The sequence below is a fragment of the Amycolatopsis sp. VC5-11 genome, assembly GCF_037034185.1.
In the GTDB taxonomy this organism is placed as follows: domain Bacteria; phylum Actinomycetota; class Actinomycetes; order Mycobacteriales; family Pseudonocardiaceae; genus Amycolatopsis; species Amycolatopsis nivea.
In genome coordinates, this window is the sequence record NZ_JBAGKF010000013.1 from 228,164 (window position 1) to 247,923 (window position 19,760).

Annotated in this window: 18 protein-coding genes; 7 read left to right on the forward strand and 11 right to left on the reverse strand. The window is 70.1% G+C overall.

Annotated features, from left to right (window positions below; translation table 11 throughout):
- Window positions 1–38: 38 nt before the first annotated feature.
- Window positions 39–833, forward strand: a complete 795-nt coding sequence (locus WA670_RS31905) for an SDR family NAD(P)-dependent oxidoreductase (RefSeq protein WP_336159827.1) — start codon at window positions 39–41, stop codon at window positions 831–833.
- 230 nt (window positions 834–1,063) lie between these two features.
- Here WA670_RS31905 and WA670_RS31910 read toward each other — a convergent pair whose 3' ends face one another.
- The 8 genes from WA670_RS31910 to WA670_RS31945 all read right to left on the reverse strand — a co-directional run bounded on the left by WA670_RS31910 (window position 1,064) and on the right by WA670_RS31945 (window position 10,080).
- Entirely contained in the window at window positions 1,064–1,876 is an 813-nt protein-coding gene (locus tag WA670_RS31910) for a sugar phosphate isomerase/epimerase family protein (RefSeq protein ID WP_336159830.1), read from the reverse strand.
- Between the two features lie 43 nt (window positions 1,877–1,919).
- Window positions 1,920–2,909, reverse strand: a complete 990-nt coding sequence (locus tag WA670_RS31915) for a Gfo/Idh/MocA family protein (RefSeq protein WP_336159832.1) — start codon at window positions 2,907–2,909, stop codon at window positions 1,920–1,922.
- Complete coding sequence (locus WA670_RS31920; protein WP_336159834.1) at window positions 2,906–3,796, reverse strand: sugar phosphate isomerase/epimerase family protein; 891 nt, start codon at window positions 3,794–3,796, stop codon at window positions 2,906–2,908. Before WA670_RS31920 ends, WA670_RS31915 begins: the two co-directional genes overlap by 4 nt.
- Entirely contained in the window at window positions 3,793–4,344 is a 552-nt protein-coding gene (locus WA670_RS31925; RefSeq protein ID WP_336159836.1) for a VOC family protein, read from the reverse strand. The genes WA670_RS31920 and WA670_RS31925 overlap by 4 nt, the downstream gene beginning before the upstream one ends.
- Window positions 4,341–5,336, reverse strand: a complete 996-nt coding sequence (locus WA670_RS31930) for a LacI family DNA-binding transcriptional regulator (RefSeq protein ID WP_336159838.1) — start codon at window positions 5,334–5,336, stop codon at window positions 4,341–4,343. The genes WA670_RS31925 and WA670_RS31930 overlap by 4 nt, the downstream gene beginning before the upstream one ends.
- The gene (locus WA670_RS31935) at window positions 5,317–6,312 is read right to left on the reverse strand and encodes a Gfo/Idh/MocA family protein (RefSeq protein WP_336159840.1); all 996 of its coding nucleotides are present in this window, start codon (window positions 6,310–6,312) and stop codon (window positions 5,317–5,319) included. Before WA670_RS31935 ends, WA670_RS31930 begins: the two co-directional genes overlap by 20 nt.
- A 1,052-nt stretch (window positions 6,313–7,364) precedes the next feature.
- Window positions 7,365–9,176: a sugar phosphate isomerase/epimerase and 4-hydroxyphenylpyruvate domain-containing protein gene (locus tag WA670_RS31940; RefSeq protein ID WP_336159841.1), complete on the reverse strand. Its 1,812-nt coding sequence runs from the start codon at window positions 9,174–9,176 to the stop codon at window positions 7,365–7,367.
- A complete protein-coding gene (locus tag WA670_RS31945) occupies window positions 9,166–10,080 on the reverse strand; it encodes a shikimate dehydrogenase (protein WP_336159843.1) in 915 nt (304 codons plus the stop codon). The genes WA670_RS31940 and WA670_RS31945 overlap by 11 nt, the downstream gene beginning before the upstream one ends.
- A gap of 92 nt (window positions 10,081–10,172) precedes the next feature.
- Here WA670_RS31945 and WA670_RS31950 point away from each other — a divergent pair, with 92 nt between their 5' ends.
- The 4 genes from WA670_RS31950 to WA670_RS31965 all read left to right on the forward strand — a co-directional run bounded on the left by WA670_RS31950 (window position 10,173) and on the right by WA670_RS31965 (window position 13,690).
- On the forward strand, window positions 10,173–10,859 hold the full coding sequence (locus WA670_RS31950) for a TetR/AcrR family transcriptional regulator (protein WP_275290862.1): 687 nt from the start codon (window positions 10,173–10,175) through the stop codon (window positions 10,857–10,859).
- Window positions 10,860–10,987: 128 nt separating this feature from the next.
- The gene (locus WA670_RS31955; RefSeq protein WP_275290861.1) at window positions 10,988–12,352 is read left to right on the forward strand and encodes an MFS transporter; all 1,365 of its coding nucleotides are present in this window, start codon (window positions 10,988–10,990) and stop codon (window positions 12,350–12,352) included.
- 46 nt (window positions 12,353–12,398) lie between these two features.
- Window positions 12,399–12,857 carry a type II 3-dehydroquinate dehydratase gene (locus WA670_RS31960; protein ID WP_336159845.1) on the forward strand — a complete coding sequence of 153 codons (459 nt, stop codon included), beginning with the start codon at window positions 12,399–12,401 and terminating at the stop codon, window positions 12,855–12,857.
- Between the two features lie 317 nt (window positions 12,858–13,174).
- Window positions 13,175–13,690, forward strand: coding sequence for a hypothetical protein (locus tag WA670_RS31965; protein ID WP_336159846.1), 516 nt, complete (start codon window positions 13,175–13,177; stop codon window positions 13,688–13,690).
- A 690-nt stretch (window positions 13,691–14,380) separates the two neighbouring features.
- Here the strand turns inward: WA670_RS31965 and WA670_RS31970 are convergent.
- Genes WA670_RS31970 through WA670_RS31980 form a run of 3 tightly spaced genes read right to left on the reverse strand, consistent with a single transcriptional unit; the run spans window position 14,381 to window position 17,156 of the window.
- Window positions 14,381–15,421 (reverse strand): ABC transporter substrate-binding protein, encoded by a 1,041-nt coding sequence (locus WA670_RS31970; RefSeq protein WP_336159847.1) that lies wholly within the window; start codon window positions 15,419–15,421, stop codon window positions 14,381–14,383.
- Between the two features lie 38 nt (window positions 15,422–15,459).
- Complete coding sequence (locus WA670_RS31975) at window positions 15,460–16,323, reverse strand: ABC transporter permease (protein ID WP_336159848.1); 864 nt, start codon at window positions 16,321–16,323, stop codon at window positions 15,460–15,462.
- Window positions 16,320–17,156 carry an ABC transporter ATP-binding protein gene (locus WA670_RS31980; protein ID WP_442893141.1) on the reverse strand — a complete coding sequence of 279 codons (837 nt, stop codon included), beginning with the start codon at window positions 17,154–17,156 and terminating at the stop codon, window positions 16,320–16,322. The genes WA670_RS31975 and WA670_RS31980 overlap by 4 nt, the downstream gene beginning before the upstream one ends.
- A gap of 235 nt (window positions 17,157–17,391) precedes the next feature.
- Between WA670_RS31980 and WA670_RS31985 the strand changes: the two genes are divergently transcribed.
- Window positions 17,392–18,993: an ATP-binding protein gene (locus WA670_RS31985; protein WP_275290855.1), complete on the forward strand. Its 1,602-nt coding sequence runs from the start codon at window positions 17,392–17,394 to the stop codon at window positions 18,991–18,993.
- Entirely contained in the window at window positions 18,990–19,667 is a 678-nt protein-coding gene (locus WA670_RS31990; protein WP_275290854.1) for a response regulator, read from the forward strand. The genes WA670_RS31985 and WA670_RS31990 overlap by 4 nt, the downstream gene beginning before the upstream one ends.
- Window positions 19,668–19,760 lie beyond the last annotated feature (93 nt).

A 19,760-nucleotide genomic window follows, 5' to 3' on the forward strand; every position in this document is an offset into this window, starting at 1 on the left:
TTCGCCCCTCATGATCCCTAGCGACAGGAGTGTGCACGATGCGCGTATTGGTCAGTGGCGGAAGCAGCGGCATCGGCGCGGCTGCCTGCGTGCGGCTCGCCGAGCAGGCTGTCGCGCGGGGCGAGCATCCGCAGATCGCCGTGTGCGGACATAAACCGACCGCCCAGCAAGAGGAAATCGTCCATTCGATCCAGTCGCTGGGCGGGAACGCCATCGCACTGGTAGGCGACATCGGCGACCCCGAGGTGCCAAGCCAGCTTGTCGAAACCGCGGCGGCCGAGTTCGGCGGTCTGGACGCACTGGTGGCGAACGCCGGAATCGCCAGCCCCGGCGCGATCTGCGACCTGTCCCTCAAGGACTGGGACGACATGTTCTCCGTCAACCTCCGCGGCGCGTGGCTTCTCGCCAAAGCAAGCTACGAGCATCTGAAGCGCAGCAGTCGCGGTTCGGCGTGCTTCACCTCCTCAATGTCCGGCCAGCAGCCCCATGCCGGATCAGGCGCCTACAGCCCCAGCAAAGCTGCGTTGACGATGCTGGCCCAGACCCTCGCCTTGGAGTGGGCGCCGGACGGCATCCGCGTCAACGTGGTGTCCCCCGGCATGACTCATACGGCGATGACAGAGAAGATGTACGCCGACCCCCAGATCAAAAAAGCACGAGAAGACATCATTCCGCTGTCGCGGATCGGCGACCCCGCAGACGTAGCAAACGTGATCGAGTTTCTCGTCGGACCATTGTCCGGTTATGTCACCGGACAGGACATCTGCGTCGACGGCGGCTTCTCCAAGTCCATCCTCAGCCACGTTCCCGGCCGGCCGAGTTCCGGCTCCTGAACTCGATGCGCGGCGAGCAGGGTCGGCACTGACGCCGCGCCGCACTCGAGCACCGCGCGGAGCGGCTGCCGACCCTGGCCGCGGACTGAAGCACAAGAAACGGGTGGACGCTGGCCGAACAAGTCGACCAGTGTCCACCCGGCGCATTGCAGCGGTCGCCGCCCTGCCCGACCCGTGGATCGCGACTCGACCCAAGTCGGAATGCGGCGAACAGCCCGCTCACACTGGAGTCATTTACTCAATTTCCAGCCTTTGTTCCCGAGATCCCGCATCGCCTGCTTGAACTCGTGCAGCGGGTTTTCCTCCCGGATGATCTCGAGAACAACATTGCGCACTCCGCAGGTCGCCTCGACCGCGTCGCCCAGGCCGTCGAAGTCCACGACCCCGGTGCCGATCGGGTCGTGCCCCCAGGTTTCCAGGCCCGTGTCAGAAATATGCACGAGCGCAATGGATTCTTGATGCGAGAGCAAACCCGCTACGGGGTCCTCCTCGATGTACGCGGCGTTGGCGACGTCGTACACGATCTTGAGCGCGTCGTCGTCGACCGCGCTGACGATGCCGGCCAGGTCGCCGATAGTGGGCGTGAAGCAGTAGGGGGTGTTTTCCAGCAGGAGTCGCGTGCCGGCCTGCTTGGCCAGCGGGATCAGATGACCCAGGCTCTCGTACATCCAGCTGTAGGTTTTTTCGAGGGAAGGCGAGATCATGGGGCGTCGGGTACCGGGTGAGATCACGACTTCACGGGCACCCCAGGCCGCCGCCAGGTCGATGACCGACTTGATGTGGTCGATGCTTTTGCGGCGCATATTCGCGCCAGGGCTCGCCAAGTTGACGTCGTAACCGCCGGCGTTGAGCGATCGGATGCTCGCGCCGTATGCGCTGAGCCTCGCTTCGACGGCGGAGCGCTCCTGGCCGGACATCTCGTCCGGCCAGCAATGCGGAGAGCTGACCGGGACTTCGAAAGTGTCGTAACCGTTGTCGGCCAGTTCTGCAATTGCCTCGATCGCCGTGGCCGACCACAGATACGAAAACGTATTGATAATCACGTAGGATCATCTCCTCGGTTGAATGACCGGCGGGCCGTCGGCGTCATTTCTTGGCGTGGCTTCTCCAGGCCCGGCCGGGTTGTTCCTCGGTGGGGAGCCCGGCGGCGGCGAGAATGCGATCGAGGAGGAGCTGGGTCTTGACCGCGGCCGCGCCGGACGTCAACGGCTCGCCGCGGTCCCGGACCCGGTCCAGGAAGTGGTGTACTGCGCCGGCGAAGCCGAAGGTCTGCGTCGCGGTCGCCCAGCCGAAGGCTTCGGGCGACATCTCGCGCACGGTCGTCCCGTCGGGCCGGCTGACCGAGATCCGGTCGGGCGCGGTGACGTACGCGCTCGCCCCGTCTCCGTACGCGTCGAGTTTTTCGCTCCAGCCGCCGGCATTGCGGGCGGCCACGAGCACGCCGGTGTGCCCGTTGTCGAAGCGGACGAGCGCGGTCACGCCGTCTTCCTGCCAGCGGTCCTCACCGGCGGCGTGCGCGCTGACGTCGACCGGTTCGCCGCCGCAGTACCAGCGCATCAGGTCGACCATGTGGATCGCGTTCTCGAAGGTGGCGCGGTATTCGGAGCCTGCGCGGTTTTTCTGGGCGACGCAGAAGCTCGCGCCGCTCGCCCCGAAAGCCGCGCGACCGGCCTCGTACACCGGGGCGAAGCGGCGGTTGAACCCCACCATGAGCACCCGTTCCCGTGCGGCGGCCAGGTCGGCGAGGGACTGCGCGTCGGACGCGCTCGTCGCCAGCGGCTTCTCGCAGAAAACGTCGACCCCGGCCTCCAGCGCGAGCCGCGTCGCGTGGACGTGCTCCGACCGGGGCGTGAGGACGAACAACGCGTCCAGCTCCTCCGCCTCGAGCAACGCCTCGACCGTCGAATAGGCACGGCGGAAACCCCAGCGCCGCATCAAAGGCTGCGGGTCGTCCTTGCGGGTGACCAGGCCTCGCAGTTCCACGTCGTCGCGCGCGACGAGGGTCGGGAGCTGGGCGATGCTCGCGATGTTGCCGGCGCCCGCCACGCCGATGCGCAGCACGTCATCGCTCGTCATGCGGGCACCACCGTCGCGAGCATCGTGCGGAGCGCGAGCGCGGAGTCCCGGAAGCCGACCGCGGGGTCCGGCAGGTCCTGCGGGTGCCACCGGTATTCGTACTCGAGGGAGAGCACGTCGTCGTAACCACGGCGCACGAGTTCCTCGAGGATGTCGGGCCACGGCACGACGCCCATGCCGACGACCCGGGACCGGACAGCGCGTTCCTCGGCCTTGACCCGTGCGGTGTCCGAGGCGCGGAAGGGTGCCTGCGGGTCCTTGAAGACCAAGTCCTTCACGTGTACGTGGCCGACGAGGTCGCCTTGCACGGAAAAGGCTTCCTGCCAAGTCTCGTCATGGGTGAAGGTCAGGTTCGCCTGGTCGTACAGCACGCGGACCGCGGGGGAGCCGACCTCGCTGACGAGTCGGGCGGTATCCGCCGCGGTCTGGGTCATGGTGCCGAAGTGGTTCTCGACGCAGAGCACGACGCCCGCGTCCGCGGCCTCGGGCGCGAGGACGGTCAGCGCGCTCCGCAGTTGCTCCCACTGCCGGGCATGATCGGTGTCGCCCGGGTGCCAGGCTCCGGCGTACACGCGGACGCGGCTCGCGCCGACGGTGTGCGCGGCTTCGAGGCACGCGCGGAATTCGTCGATGCCCTGTTGCCAGCTGGTCGCGTCGAGACTGTTGATGGAGGTCGTGTACGGGGTGAGCGCGACGATCGGGACGCCTTCGGCGTCGGCGATCGCTGCGGCTTGTTGCGCAGACTTCGGATCCGACGGGCTGACGGCCGCCGGGTAGCCGTCCTGGTAGATGACTTCGGCGGCGTCGAGACCTGCCGCGGCGAAGAGGCGCAGCGCTTCGGCGAGATCGCGGCCCGGGGTTCCCAGCGTGTGTCCGGCGATGATCATGAGAGAGGGCTGCTCCTTTGCGCCGGGCGGTTCCAGTCCGCCGGGCCGACGAGGTTCGGAGGATTCTGCACGCGAGACCGGTCCACGAGTTCCATCAGCAAGCCCCAGGGGGTGACGAAGTACGTCCACCGGTTGCCGGCCACGAGAGGGCTGTCGGGACCGACTTCCTTGCGGCCGCCGAGAACCCGGACGCCCGGGATCGCGGCGAGGTGGGCGATCGCCGCGTCGACGTCGTCGACGACGAAGCACAGGTGGTGACCGCCCCGGTCGCTGTGCCGAGGGTGCTGGGTCCGCTGGTCCGCGGACTGCCACTCGAACAGCTCGACGTTCAGGTTCGGCGGGAGCCGCAGCATCGCGAGCTTGAGGGCAGCGTCCGGCGGGACGTCGAAATGCTCCGGCATGAACGACGGGTCGGGACCGCGCCGGGAGCGGTAGAGTTCCTCCGCTCCGAGGACCTCGACGAAGAACCGCACTGCCTCGTCCAGGTCCAGAACCGTGTACGCCGCATGGTCCACGTGCCGGAGCCCGGGCAGCAGCCGCCCCGTCATCGGACCGGGCCGGTCGAAGAGCGGACCACGAGCTGCGGCTGGAGCACCACGTGCTCGATCTGTCCGCCGTTCGCCGCCTGCTCGGCGAGCCGGATCGCGATGCGGCCCATCTCGGCGTTGGGTTGCTGCACCGAGGTCAGCGGCGGGTTGCTGTGCGCACCGAGCGCCAGACCGTCGAACCCCACCACCGAGACGTCGCCGGGCACCGCTATCCCCCTCGAGCCGAGCGAGCTGATGAGCCCGAAGGCGACCAGGTCGTTGCCCGCGACGACGGCGGTCGGCCGCTCGCGCAGGCTCACGAGCTCTTCCGCGGCACGTTCGCCGGCGTCGACGCCGATCTCGCTGCTGCCGAGCTCGATCGGTGTCATCCCGTGCTTCTCCGCCAGCGTCCGGTAAGCCTGACGACGGTCCGCGGCGGTGTGCGTTCCCGCGATCCCCGAGACGTAGGCGATGGAGCTGTGCCCGAGCTCGAACAAGTGGTCCAGCGCGAGCGCGATCCCGGCCGCGCTGTCGACAGTCACCGTGGATGTCTGGTCGCCGGACTCGACCCGGTCGATGACGACCAGCCGCTTGCCGAAACCCGCTGACTCGAACTCGGCGGGAGAGACCCGGGAGTAAGGCGCGATCACCGCGAAAGGCGCGTACATCGCCTGCATGGCGTCGAGGTACCGGACCGTGGCATCCGCGTCGTTCTCCGTCACGCACAGCACCAGCTGGTAGCCGCGCTCACCCGCGGCGGCTGTCATGGCCTTCGCGAGCTCGGCGAAGTACGGGTTGGTGATGTCGGGAACGACCAGGGGCACGAGGGGGCTGACCTTGGTTCGGAGCGCCTGGGCGAGCGGGCTCATCTTGTAGCCCATGGCGGTCGCGACCTTGAGGACGTGGTCCCGGGTCTCCTGCTTGACAGCCTCGGGGCGGGAGAACGCCCGCGAGACCGTCGACCTGTGGACTCCGGCTGCCGCCGCGACCTCGTCAATGCTGGGTGTGGACACCGGTTTTCTCCTGTCGGCCGTGCGCGTACGCGTCCCAGATGACGGTCATGGCGGTCTCGAGATCGCTGATGCGCGGGAGCCCTACGAAACCACGTCCCAGCTGCTCGGCCACCTGGTCGACGAACAATCCGTACAACGGGTCGCTGTCCACGTCGATGAGCGCGGTTTCCGTCGCGCCGTCGACGGAGGTGAACGACGCGTTCCCGTCGGTCCAGATCGTCGCCGTCCCCGCCGTGCCGATCCGCGTGAAGGAGCAGTGCCGCTTGAGCGGCGACCCGGGGAACGCATAGCCCACCTCGATGGTGGCGATCCGTCCGTCGGCCGTGGTCAGCGTCATCGACGCGTAGTCCTCGACGCCGCGGCGGTGCAGCGCCGAGGACAAGGCTGCCGTCACCGCTGCTTTCTCCGCTTCAGCCGAGCGCAGGAAGAGATCCACGAAGTGCGGAGCGAGGTTGACCATGCATCCGCCGCCGGCGCGCTCGACGTCGAGCATCCATGGGCTGCCGCTGGCGAGGTAGCGGTCGGGCGGGCCCGCGATGAACTGGACGGTCTCGTACACCGAGCGGCCGGCCTTCGCCAACCAGCGATCGGTCGGACCTCCCCGCTGCACGAGAGTCACCGCGATCGGCACCCCGGCAGCATCCGCGGCCGTCCGGACGTCGACCAGCTCCCGCAACGACAGGCCGGCCGGCTTCTCGACTACGAGCGGGATGCGCCGGGCGACCAGAGCGAGACAGGCGTCGCGCATTTCGTCGTGGGGTACGAGGACGTACGCCAGCTCGGCATCCCCGTGGGCCGCGAGCGCATCTTCCCAGGACTGGTAGAGCGGTGCGTCCCAGAGAACCGCAAGATGCTCCACACGCGACGGGACGGGGTCGCTGATCCCCACGACATCGTGCCGCTCGGCGATCCGGTCCGCGCACAGGGGCACATGCCAGTGCGACGCGCCGAGGATGATCGTCTTGGCCCGTTTCATGCCCGCGCACCACTGCGGCTGAACATCCCGTCGGCGAGCGCGCCGGCCCGCAGTACTTGGCGGCACCCCGCCAAGGCACGATCACCGGGACCGCCGACAGCACAAGGAGCCCGATCAGCAGCATCTCCGCGCGACAGCCGGGGCAGCGCGTCGCACCGCACGCGTCGGGCATTCAGGTCGCCAGAGCCAGTGATCATGAACTTCCCATTGAGATCGATTGCTGAGATCGGTTGCAGAACAAGCTAACGGAGGACCACAGACGTGTCAACCACGGCTCGATCCGGCGCTGGTCCGCAAACCCGCCGGAGAATGCCGGAGGCGCCGGACCAGCAGCGCCGCGATGAGGCGAGACGGTCACGATCGCACCGGCGTCCGTCGGCCTGGCGATGGCGAGCAGCACCCGATCGGTGGCGCTCACCCGGCGGGAGAAGAATCCCCGCTCGTCCCGGCGGCCGACCGGCCGCTCTGGTCCGAATGCCGGGGTCCGGAGCCGGAGGGATGAGAGGGCAGGCCCGCCGCCCGATCCGCCCAGCCCGTCGGCCCGCCCGGCGCGGCGTTCGCTCGCCTGCTTCGCCAGACTGGCGGAAGCCCCGATCCCGTTCCTGGGCGAGCCGGGCCTCTCCCCGCACGGCCGTGTCGAGGAGGACCTGCTCGGCCCCGCCGACAAGCGTTTGGCCCCAGGCACCAGGCCATCCACACTACGCGGTCGGCGTTCCTCGCCGAGGTGCCGACGGCGGCCAAGGACACGGCATTCCCGTTGCTCGCCGCCGGCATCGACCTGACAACGGGCTGCTGGGCGATCGCCAACGGCTCGGCGGCCGCTGCGGGAATGCGCAGCCGATTCTGCACCTCCGCCCGGCAGCCCACGCTGCGGGCATTGCCCAGCTTGAAGCGCCCTGATCCGGACGGCGTTGTGCGGATCGCGAGATCAGACCGTACGGTCTGATCTCGCGATCGCTTTACGGCTGCGCCGACGCGGTGCCGATTTCCGTCCTCCCGCACGGCCGATGTGGTTCCCTCGCACGTTCCGCGCCGACGCAGCGGAGGTCGCGTCAAGCGTGCGCGTGCTCCCGTACCAGCCGTCGGCGCCGGTGTGCGGCCATCCGGACCGGAGCGTCCGCCCAGCCGTATCCGTCGTACTCCCCCAGCCTTTGGACCAGGGCGAGGAATACCCGGCCGCCGAGAACCTCCGTGCACACCTGCAGGTACGCCCCGTCCGGGTTTTCCTCGTGCAGCACTCCGAGTTCGCGGTACTCGGCGATCCGCTCGGCGGGCAGTGCCAGCCGAGCCTCCAGATCGGCGTAGTAGTTGTCCGGAATCGCCAACAGCGGTGCGCCCGCCGCACGCGCGGCGCGGGCGGCGTCGAGGACATCGTCCACCGCCAAGGCCACGTACTGCGGTTCGGACACCCCCGGCGCCCACTCGCCGCGCCGCAGCAGCGACACGGTCAGCGCGAGCCGGACGCGGCGTCCGGGGTCGGCGACGGCACGGCTGCGCACGAGGCCGAACGGTGCGGCGAATTCGCCGTGCGCCGCCGGTTCCAGGCCGAGCACGCTGCGGTAGAACAACACCGCCTCGTCGAAGTGGTCGAACGGCTGCGCCAGTCCGATGTGGTCGATCGCGGTGACGCCGATGCCCGGCGCGGTCTTGCCGGTCGGGACGAAGTCGCCGGTCCAGTCCTCTTCGGATCCGGTGCGGCAGAAGAACACCGCGGTCCCGTCCGGTGCGGTCACGGCGGCCAGGTCCGCTTCCGCCGGGCCCCGTTCCCTCGGCAGCCGCGCGGCGTCGAGCCAGGTCGCGCGGAGCGCGGCTGCGGACGGATTGGCGGATTCGACGGCCAACGCGCCGACTGCGGCCGGGGAACCGGAGCGGTTCACGAGAATCCGGGCACCGCCCTGTTCCCATCGCTCGACCGGCTTCGTCCGATGCTGTCCGGTGCGCGCGAAGCCGAGCGCGGCCAGGACCGGGCTGAGGGTGTCGTCGGCGGACAGTTCGACGAACGCGTGCCCGCGCACCGCCGGGGCCGGCGGGCCCGCTGCCGCCGGCACTGTCGCCTCGGCCAGCGCGAGCAGCGAACGGTGCGCGTCGACGGCCGCCCGTGCCGGATCCGCCTGCCGGAACACGTCGTTGAACACTTCCAGCGACAGCGGGCCCGAGTACCCGGCGGCCAGCACCGGGGCCAGGAAACCGGGCAGGTCGAACGCGCCCTGTCCCGGGAACAACCGGTGATGGCGGCTCCATTGCAGGACGTCCATCGACAGGTGCGGCGCGTCGGCGAGCTGGAGGAAGAACAGCTTCTCGCCGGGAATCCCGGCGATGCCGGCGGGATCCGAACCGCGCGACAGGACGTGGAAACTGTCCAGGCACAGCCCCAGCGCGGGGTGGTCCGCGCGCCGGACGGCTTCCCACGAGCGGTCGTAGGTGTTCACGTGCCTGCCCCAGGCCAGCGCCTCGTACGCGATCCGCAGCCCGCGTTCGCCGGCGCGCTCGGCCAGCGCGCGCAACTGCTCGGCCAGCAGATCGAGGTCCTCGACCGCGTCGTCGGCGACCGACGAGCACACCAGCACGGTGTCCGCGCCCAGCTCCTCCATCACGTCGAACTTGCGCTCAGCCCGCCGCAGGCTCGCCGCGAACCGGTCCGGCGCGGTCGAGTCCAAGTCGCGGAACGGCTGGTACAGGTCGACCGACAAACCGAGGTCGGCGCAGCGCAGCCGCACTTGCGCCGGCGGAAGCGGAGACGCCACGAGATCGGGCTCGAAGATCTCGACCCCGTCGAACCCGGCGGCCGCCGCGGCGGCGAGTTTGTCTTCCAGCGCACCGGAAAGGCACACCGTGGCGATGCCGGTCCGGAACTCACGCGACACGGCCGGCACCTCCTTCGCCGCCGACCAGTTCGGCGAGATGCCGCAGCATCCGCGCCGGGTCGGGTTCGCGTCCGCTGAACAACCGCAGCGCTTCCGCCGCCTGGTGCACCGCCATCCGTCCGCCGTCGAGCGTGCGGCAGCCGCGGGCGCGTGCCGCCCGCAGCAGCGCCGTTTCCAGCGGCCGGTAAACGATCTCGGCCACCCACAACTCGGGGCGCAGCACCGAGACCGGCACCGGCAGGCCCGGATGCTCGGCCATGCCGACCGGGGTCGCGTGCACCAGACCGTCGGCGACGACCAGCATCCGCTCCAGTGCACGGACCGGCGCGCCGATCGCCTTGCCGGAGCCGAATCGCGCCGCGAGGTCGTCCGCGAGGCGCGCGGCCCGGCCGGCGTCGACGTCGAGCACCGCGAGCGAACCGGCGCCGAGGCTCAGCAGCGCGTGGGCCGCGGCCGCCCCCGCACCGCCCGCGCCGAGCAGCACGACCTGGCCCAGCGGCGCGCCGGGCAGCCCGGACAGGAAACCGTCGCGGAACCCGGACCAGTCGGTGTTGTGCCCGATCGCCCGGCCGCCGGAGAAAACCACGGTGTTCACCGCGCCGATCGCGGCCGCGTCGGGGGAAAGCTCGTCGAGATGCCGGAGGACGGCCTGCTTGGCGGGATGGGTGACGTTGACCCCCGCCCGGCCTTCCGCCGCGGCCCGGGCGAGCAGGTCGCCGACCGCCTCCGGCTCGCCTCCGAGTCCGTCGAGGTCGAACCGGGCGTAGGAGCACTCGAGCCCGAGTTCGCGGGCCTCGCGTTCGTGCAGCGCGGGCGAAAGGGACGGGCCGACCCCCGCCCCGATGAGGCCGGTCAGCAGCCGGCCGGGGCCGGGCGCCGGGCGCGTGGTGCGGTCCTGCGGCATGAACTCTCTCGCCTCCCATGTATGTACTAGTTAGTTACTTGTACCGTGTCGGAGCGCGGAAGGGAAGCCGTCCGGCGGATATCCTCGGCGGCGTGAGCACAGCAGCCCAGGACGGCCCGGTCCCCGCCCAGCCGGACGGGCCCGCGGAACGGCAGCGCGACGCCGAACGCACCCGCGCGGAGATTCTCGACATCGCCACCGGGGAGTTCGCCGACCGCGGGTACGACGGCGCGCGCGTCGACGAGATCGCCGCCCGCACCCGCACCACCAAGCGGATGATCTACTACTACTTCGGCAGCAAAGAAGGCCTCTATGTAGCCGTCCTCGAGCACGCCTACCAGGGCATCCGGGCACTGGAACAGCAATTGGACGTCGACCATCTCGACCCGGCCCGCGCCATGCGCGCGCTCGCCGAGCTGACCTTCGACCACCACGAATCGCATCCCGCGTTCATCCGGCTCGTCGGCATCGAGAACATCCACCACGCCGAGCACCTGCGGACCTCGCCCATCCTGCCCGGGCTCGCCGCGCCCGCCGTGGACGTGCTCGGCGGCATCCTCGACCGCGGCCGCGCGGCCGGGCTGTTCCGCGACGACGTCGACGCGCTCGACGTGCACATGATGATCAGCGCCTTCTGCGTGTTCCGGACCGCCAACCAGCACACCTTCCAGGCCATCTTCGACCGGGACCTGCTGGATCCGGCCCGCCGCGAGCACTACCGGCGGATGCTCGGCGACCTGGTCCTGGAGTACCTCACCGCGCACGTCGGCCGGGCCTGAGCCGCGCCGGATCCGCAGCCGGGCCTTGACACCGCGGGGTTCACTAACTCACCATCCGGTACATAACCAGTCGGTACATTCCGAGTGGACGAACCCCCGGCCGCCGCGCGGCCGCCAAGGAGGCAGACGTGGACGACGCCGTCCTGCGCCCGGATCCGGCCACGCCGGACACGCCCAGCCGCACCCCGCGCAAAGCCGCCGTGTCCTCCTGGATCGGCAGCGCCCTCGAGTACTACGACTTCTTCATCTACGGCACCGCCGCGGCGCTGATCTTCCCGAAGGTGTTCTTCCCGCACGGCAACGCCGCCGCCGCGACCGTCGCCTCGCTCGCCACCTTCGGCGTCGCCTACGTCGCCCGCCCGGTCGGCTCGTTCCTCTTCGGGCACCTCGGCGACACGATCGGCCGGAAGCGGGTGCTGCTGCTGACCCTGTCCGGGATGGGCGCGGCGACCTTCCTCATCGGCGTCCTGCCCGGATACTCCTCGATCGGATTCGCCGCACCGGTCCTCTTGCTCGTGTTGCGGCTGGTGCAGGGTCTCGTGGTCGCCGGCGAACAGTCGAGCGCCGGTTCGACCACCCTCGAGCACGCCCCGCCCGGCAAACGCGCCTACTTCACCAGCTTCACCCTCGCCGGAACGCAGTTCGGGCTGATCCTCGCCACCGCGGTGTTCCTGCCGATCTCCGCGCTGCCGAGCGAGGAACTGCTCACCTGGGGCTGGCGGATCCCGTTCCTGCTCAGCGCAGCGGTGACCGTGGCGGGCTGGTGGATCCGGCGGTCCCTGCACGAAAGCCCGGAGTTCGAGACCGCGCAGCAGCATCGCGCCGCGGCCAAGGCCCCGCTCGCCGTGCTGCTGCGCCACCACACCCCCGACGTGCTCAAAATCGTGTTCAGCGCGCTGGTGTCGGTGTCCAGCACGATCGTCACCATCTACTCGCTGACCTACGGGGCCTCCACCATCGGCATGTCCCGGACCGCGCTGCTGTGGATGATCATGACCGGGAACATCGTCGCGCTCGTGGCGATCCCGCTGTTCGGCAAAGCGGGCGACCGGTTCGGCCGCAAACCCGTGTTCCTCTTCGGCTCCCTCGGAGTGGCCGTGCTGATCTGGCCGTTCATCTGGGCGGTCAGCCAGGACAACCTGCCTCTCGTCTTCGTCGTCGGAATCCTGTTGTCGGGCATCGTGTACAGCGCCTACGGCGGTGTCGGATACGCGCTGTGGACCGAACAGTTCGGCACCCGCGTCCGCATGTCCGGAGTCGCCGTCGGAACGCAATTCGGCTTCGCGCTCGGCGGTTTCGCGCCCTCGGTCGCCGCCGCCCTCGCGGGCCCCGGCCTCGCGAACTGGATGCCCGTCGCCGCACTGACCACCGCTGCCTGCGTCGTCTCCGCACTCGCCGTGCTGACCATGCGCGAGACCTACCGCACGCCGCTGTCCGAACTGGGCCGCCCGGCCGTCCGCCCCGCCGGCGACGAACGCCCCGTCACCGCCTGACCCCCGCGGGCGGGCGGCCGAACCGCCGCCCGCCCAGGAGCCCCCGTTGCGACACCACCGCCTGCTGATCCTCAACGGCCCCAACCTGAACCTCCTCGGCACCCGCGAACCCGGCCTCTACGGCGAGCACACGCTGGCCGACGCCGAACAACTCGCCGCCGGACACGCCAAGGACCTCGGCTACGAAACCGCCTTCCGGCAAAGCAACTGGGAAGGCGCGCTGATAGACCGCCTCCACGAAGCCCGCGGCAACACCGACGGCGTCGTCATCAACCCAGGCGCGCTCACCCACACTTCCGTCGCCCTCCGCGACGCACTCCTCGCGTCCGAACTCCTCGTTGCCGAAGTGCACCTCACCAACATCCACCGGCGCGAGCCGTTTCGGCACCACTCCTACGTTTCCGGAATCGCCGAAGCTGTCTTCGCCGGTGCCGGGATCCATGGCTACGCGTACGGAGTCGAGGCCTTGCACCGGGCCCTCGAACGCCGCGACGCGAGACAGTAGACCGTCGCCGCCGTCTTGTCTGCGACTGCCAAGCCGCAATTGGGCCGTCGCCCAGCGCGCGAAGGCCCCCTCGAACCGGGGAATCCCGGCGATGACCGTGCCTGTGCGTCCGGCGCGCTCGGAAACCGGTGGCCGCGGGTTCGCGCTCAGCCGGCCTGGGCGGGCGAGGCACGGTCCGAAACCGAAGCACAGGTGCGCGACGAGGACAGAGCAGCGAGCTCGACGACGCGGACGTCGAAGCCTGTTCGCCGGGATGAGCGGCGGGCCTCGCGGATATTCAGTGGCCGCCCGCCGGCCCCAACGCCGATACTCCCGACATGCGCATCACCTTCCACCACGCCTCGCGCGGGGAGTCAGTGGCGCGGGTCCGCCGCGGCGACGGCGTGACGCTCGTCCTCCCGTCGTATTCGCGGAAATGGCGGGTGCCGCACGACCTCGCGCACGCGGCTGCGGAAAGGGAACTGCGCCTGGGCGGAGGGGTGTTCGGCTGCATCGCGGCCGGCGCGGTGTTTGACAACATGCGCGTGACCGAAGGCAAGCCCCGCCACGATGCGAAGGCACGCAGCGCCAAGATCCTGAGGTCCGCGAAACGGTCGATCGGGATCGCCGAAGTGATGGCCGGGGTCATCCACGAAGCCGTCGAGCAACGGCTTCCGATTCCATTTGAGCAGGCGCGCGAGGGCTGGGGCGCGCTGGCTCAGGACCCGTTCCCGTGGACCGACGCCGACATCACCCGCGCCACCGACACCCTGCGCGAACTCGACAGGCAATGGCAGGCAAGCCCGAACCCGCTGGAATTCGACTGGCCGGACTCCCTGCGCGCAGACCGCTGACCGGCGCCTGCCCCGCCCGAAGCCCGGCTGGCGGAGCCGTCGTGGCGAAACCTCGCTCAACCGGCCGGCTGACGGTTCTCGGGTCCGCTCCCCCTGTCCGTCCATTGTGGAATGGCTCGGAACGGCCCGGCCGACTTCGGCGGCATCGCCTGCGACTCGGCTGGGCGAACGTGCTCACCTCGTTCGGGCTTCCCGGCGACCAGGCCGCCCACGAGCTGTTCCACGCGCCCGAAGCCGCCGGGAAGTAATGGCGACCCCTGGACCCGGATGCGGCCGGTCGCCTTCAGCACGCGAACCGTGGTTCGACCGCGCTCAAATGACACCGGCCCTGCCTCGTGCGCAGGCACGCGGAAAGCACGCGGCAGAGGAACGCCTGCCGGACCGAGGCTGCTCTCGCGGCGTTCCGCAGTGGTAGCGGAATGTCGCGCTGGGGGCGATCGTCTGGCTCTTCGGGGTTCCGGTGCGCCTGCAAGCGGTGCAGTCTCGGGTCGCTGCTGCGGAGCGCAGGACCGCCGACCCGAGGGTCGCGAACGCGACGCTGCGGAGAGCAACTCGTTCGGACGCCTCAGCAAGCGCGAACACGCCGGAGACACGGCTGTACACGGCTCGGGAACCTGTCGAAGCGGCGGCGTCCCTCGCCGAGACCAGGCGGGCGGGCCCGCGCGGCGCTGACCGCGCGGGCCCGGCCGGTCAGTGTGCCGCCGTGACGAATTTGTCGGTGTAGGTGCTGCCGAGGTCGATCTTCTTGCCCTTCACGTCCGGGTTGAACGCCTGCAGCACCGCCAGGTCGGTCGCCGGACCGTCGGGCGGCATGATCCCGGTGGGGTTGTAGATGCCCTTCTCATTGTCGAATGCCTTGGCGTAGGCCGCTTTCCCGGCGCCGGCGTAGTAGTCGGCGGGCATCACGTCGGCGACCTGCGCGCCGTTGTGGCCCTGGATCCACTTCAGGGTCTCGACGTAGGCGTTGACGAGTTTCTGCACCACTTCCGCGTGGCTGTTGACGTAGCTCGTGGTCATGTACAGCGAGGTCGCCGGGTATTGGCCGCCCAGTTGCTGTTTCGTGCTCGCCGCGGTGCGCATGTCCAGCAGGATGTAGGCCGCGCCCTGGGCCAGCGCGGTGGACACGGTCGGCTCGGTGGTCATCGCGCAGTCGACGTTGCCGTGCTGCAGGGCCCCGATCAAAGTGGCCCCGGCCTGCACCCCGACCCGGTGGATCTTGGCGGGGTCGACCCCGTTCTTCTGCGCGAGGTACTGGGTCAGGAAGTCGGTCGACGACCCGAGGTCGGTGACCCCGAGATTGCGCCCGGCCCAGTCCGCCGGCGAATGGATCTGATCGTGCACCTGCGGACGGCACAGCTCGACCTCGCCCGGGGTGCTGAGCATCGACACCACGGACTCCATGGACTGCCCGAGGCCCTGCATCGCGATCGTGTGGTCGTAGAACCCGCCGACGCCGTCGACCTTGCCCGCGACCATGTTCGTCGTCGCGTCGACCCCGGCTCCTTCGTCCTGCAAGGTCACGTTGAGGCCCTGCTTCTGGTAGTAGCCGAGCCGCTGGGCGAGCATGAACGGCAGGTAGATCTGCTTGTTCAGGCCGCCGACCATGATGCTCACCGGGGTTCCGGTCCCGCCGGTGGAGCTGGTGCCTGCGTTCTGACTCGCGGTCGAGGCGCAGCCGGCCAGCGCGAGCAGCGCCGCCGCGAGGGCGGCCGCCAATTTCTTCGCGGACACGGGGATCTCCTTTGTTCGTAAGGTAAACACGGGGACGGTCACAGCTCCGGGCCGGTCAGCTGCGCGGGGCGCCACCGCAGCAGGCGGCGCTCGAGCCGGGTGATCAGCCACTCGGCGATCAGGGCGACGACGCCCATGATCACCATCGACGCCCAGACGCCGCTGGCGTCGAAGGTGCCCTGCGCGTTCTTGATGAGGACGCCGAGACCGGCGTAGCCGCCGAGGAATTCCCCGACGATCGCGCCGATCAGCGCGAACCCGAAACTCACGTGTAGGCTGGCGATGATCCAGGTGAACGCCGAGGGCAGCACGACCTGACGGGTCACCTGCCAGCGCGAGGCGCCAAGGATGCTGGCGTTCGCGATGAAAGTGCGGTCGACCTCCCGGGTGCCCTGGAAGGCGTTGAAGAAGACGCCGAAGAACACCAGCACGATCACCAGCAGGATCTTCGATTCCAGTCCGAGCCCGAACGCGAGCACGAAAACCGAGCCGAGGACGATCCGCGGGATGGCGTTGAGCACCTTGATGAACGGGCCGAACACGTCGGACAGGAACCGGATCCGGCCCAGCGCGATGCCGCACACGATGCCTGCCGCGGTGCCGATGGCGAAGCCGATCAGCGCCTCTTCGAGCGTGGTCCAGATCTGGCTGCCGAGCGAGCCGATCGCGGTGCCCTCGGCGACCCACGACCGCAGCCGGTCCCAGATCCCCGAAGGCAGCCCGTAGAGCACGATCGCGTGCTGGTCGCCCTGCACGAGGACCTGCCAGCCGCCCAGCACCGCCACCAGCACCGCCGCCTGCGTCGCGTGGACCAGGACGCCGCGGCCGCGGCCGCGCGACCTGCGCGCGGCGGCGTCGGCCGCCGGCACCGGGTCCGGCGGTGATTCCACCTCGGCGGTCACGGCTTCTCCCTCCCGCCGGCCAGGGTCGTCTGTGCGTAAGCCCGGTCGACCTCGGAGCGCAGCGCGTCCCAGATGCGCTGATAGAGGTCCACGAACCGGGCGTCGAACCGGATCTCCTGGACGACGCGAGGGCGGGGCAGGTCGATCGCGAACGCGGCCTTGACCGTCGCCGCCGGGCCCGCGGTCAGCACGACCACCTTGTCCGCGAGGGCGATCGCTTCCTCCAGGTCGTGGGTCACGAACACCACGGCCGGGCGGGTGAGCTCCCACAGCGCGAGGAGCTCGTCGGACATCTTCGCCCGCGTCTGCACGTCCAGTGCGCTGAACGGCTCGTCCATGAGGAGGATCCGCGGTTCGTTGATGAGGTTCTGCGCCAGCGCGACGCGTTTGCGCATCCCGCCGGAGAGCTGGTGCGGGTACCGGTCCTCGAACCCGCTCAGCCCGACCCGGCGGATCCAGTCCCGCGCGTCGGCGATCGCCGTCCGTTTGGGCGTGCCGCGAAACCGCGGGCCGGCGGACACGTTGTCCAGCACGGTCTTCCACGGAAGAATGGCGTCGGTCTGGAACATGAAGCCGACGCCGGGCGTGATCCCGGAAACTTCCTCCCCGTGCACCCGGACCGCGCCGGACGACGGCTGCTCCAGCCCGGCGACCAGCGTCAAGGTGGTGGATTTGCCGCAGCCGGTGGGCCCGACCACGGCGCAGAATTCGCCCGGCGCCACCTCGAGGTCCAGATCGCGCAAGGCGGTGTAGGGCCGCGGTCCTTCCGCGGCGAACCGTTTCGTCACGTCCCGCAGGGCGATGGCCGGCGGTCCCGGTCTGGGTGCGTGCACGGTGGCTTCCTCTCGGTCGGCTGCCCGTTTCCGTCGGAGGAGGCTAGAAAGCCGAGGAGGCGCGGCGGAATGTTCCGTGCGATACCAGCGAATGGTGCGCTTTCCGCGGTTTTTGCTCGTAAAGTTCACAGTGGACCGGACTATCCGGGCGTTCCGCCCGCCGCTTCTTGGCATCCGCGCCGTCTCGTGGTGTCATGCGACACGCCCCTGTGACGAGCGGCAGAGCGGAGCGGTCATGTGGCGGTCACGTCCCCTCGCCTCGCAGATCCTGGTCGCCGTGCTGGGCATCCTGCTCGCCACCGTCGCGGCCGGCGCCCTGCTCTACGTCAAGCTGACCGGGCAGACGCTGGACACGCAGTACGGCCAGCGCGCACTCGGCATCGCGAACACCACCGCGCAAATGCCGGCCATCCGCGACGCGCTGGTGCGCCGCGACCCCGGGCACACCGTCCAAGCGGCGGCGGAGCTGATCCGCCGGGCAAGCGGAGCGGCGTACGTCGTGGTCACCGACCGGTCCGGGCTCCGCTACTCCCATCCCAACCCCGCGCTCATCGGCCGGCGCCTCGAGGAACGGGTCGTCGCCCTCGACGGACGAGACCACCTCGGCATCGACAACGGGAGCCTCGGCCGGTCGGCGAACGGCCGCGCCCCGATCCGCGGTCCGGACGGCGCCGTCGTCGGCCAGGTGTCCGTCGGCATCCTGGAGGAACAAGTCACCAGCGAACTGGCGGCCGACATTCCGTGGGTCCTGCTCTACTCCGGGCTGGCGCTCGCCATCGGTGTCGCCGCCTCCTGGCTGCTCGCCCGCCGGATCAAGCGCGCCACCTTCGGGCTGGAAGTCTCCGAGATCGCGTCCCTGCTGCAGGAACGCGAAGCGATGCTGCACGGCATCCGCGAGGGCATGGTCGGCCTAGACCGGCACGGCCGCGTCGAGGTGATCAACGACGAAGCCCGCCGGCTGCTCGCGATCCCTTCCGCGGCCCGCGGCCGCGACCTCGGCGAGCTCGTCCCGCCCGGCCGCCTCCGCGACCTGCTCGCCGCGCCGGCCGCGGACGACGAGGTCGTGCTCACCGGCGAATTCCTGCTGGTGGTCAACAAAATGCCGGTCGTCCTTTCCGGACGGGACGCGGGCTCCGTGATCACGCTGCGGGATCGCACCGAACTGGAGGGCCTCGTGCGCGAACTGCAGGCCGTCACCGGACTGACGACCGCGCTGCGCGCGCAGGAGCACGAATTCGCCAACCGGCTGCACGTGCTCTCCGGGCTCCTCGGGCTCGGGGAGATCGACGAGGCGGGCCGCTACCTGACCGAGATCGCCCACGGACCGGCCGCGCACGCGACCGATCTGCGGGCCCGCTTCTCCCCTCCCGAACTGGCCGCGCTCCTCTCCGCCAAGGTGGCCATCGCCGCCGAGCGCGACGTGCGGCTCGAGGTGGACCCCGGCTCCCGGCTCGACCTCGGCACGACCGACCCCGGCCCGCTGGTGACCGTCCTGGGCAACCTCATCGACAATGCCGTCGACGCCGTGGCCGGACGCCCGGGCGAGCGCAGAGTCGACGTGCTCGTCGACCGGCTCGGCGCCGCTGTGCGCGTGGTGGTCGCCGACACCGGCCCCGGAATCCCCGACGAAGCGCTGCCGGAGATCTTCGCCGACGGCTACACCACCAAATCCCCACGCCCCGGCATGCGCCGGGGTCTCGGCCTCGCCCTCGTCTGCCGCCTGGCGCGCAGGTCCGGCGGGTCGGTCACCGTCCACAGCGGACCCGGAGCACGATTCGACGTCCTCTTGCCCGACATCCCGGCGAGCGTCCGGCCGGAACCGGTGGAGTGCGCATGACGATCCGGACTCTCGTGATCGACGACGACTACCGCGTCGCCGCCATCCACGCGGCCAGCGTGGACCGCGTACCGGGATTCAGCTGCGTCGGCAAGGCCCACACCGCCCGTGAGGCACGCGCGTGCGTCGCGAACGTCCAGCCGGACCTGCTGCTGCTCGACGTCTACCTGCCTGACGACGACGGGCTCGCCCTGCTGCGCGACCTGCACGCGACACCCGCCCCGCCGGGCTGCATCGTGATCACCGCGTCCCGAGACCTCGACACCGTCCGCGCCGCGACGCACCTCGGCGCCGCCTACTATCTGGTGAAACCCTTCGGTTTCGCACAACTGCGCGAACAACTCGAAGCGTACCGGCAGTGGCGCGACCGGGCGTCCGGCACCGGCGAGGTCGATCAGGCCACAGTGGACTCCCTCTATTCCATCCTCCGCGGATCCGCCGCGACCCCGAACTCCGCCGCCCTTCCCCCGACCATGCGCAACGTCCTGCACACCATCCAGGACGCCGGCCGGCCGCTGGCCGCCGGCGCGCTCGCCGCCGCCCTCGGCATCAGCCGCCCCACCGCGCAGCGCCACCTCAGCGAACTGCACCGCCGGGGGTTCCTGAATCTCGAACTCGAATACGGCAGTGCCGGGAGACCGGCGCACCGCTACACCGTCCCGGGGCGCCCCTGATCACGTTTCAGGAACCTCCGCCGACGCGGCCGGACACGTTCAGGGTGTCGGCCACGGCAGCGATGCACCGCCGCGGGACGGTCCCATGCCGGC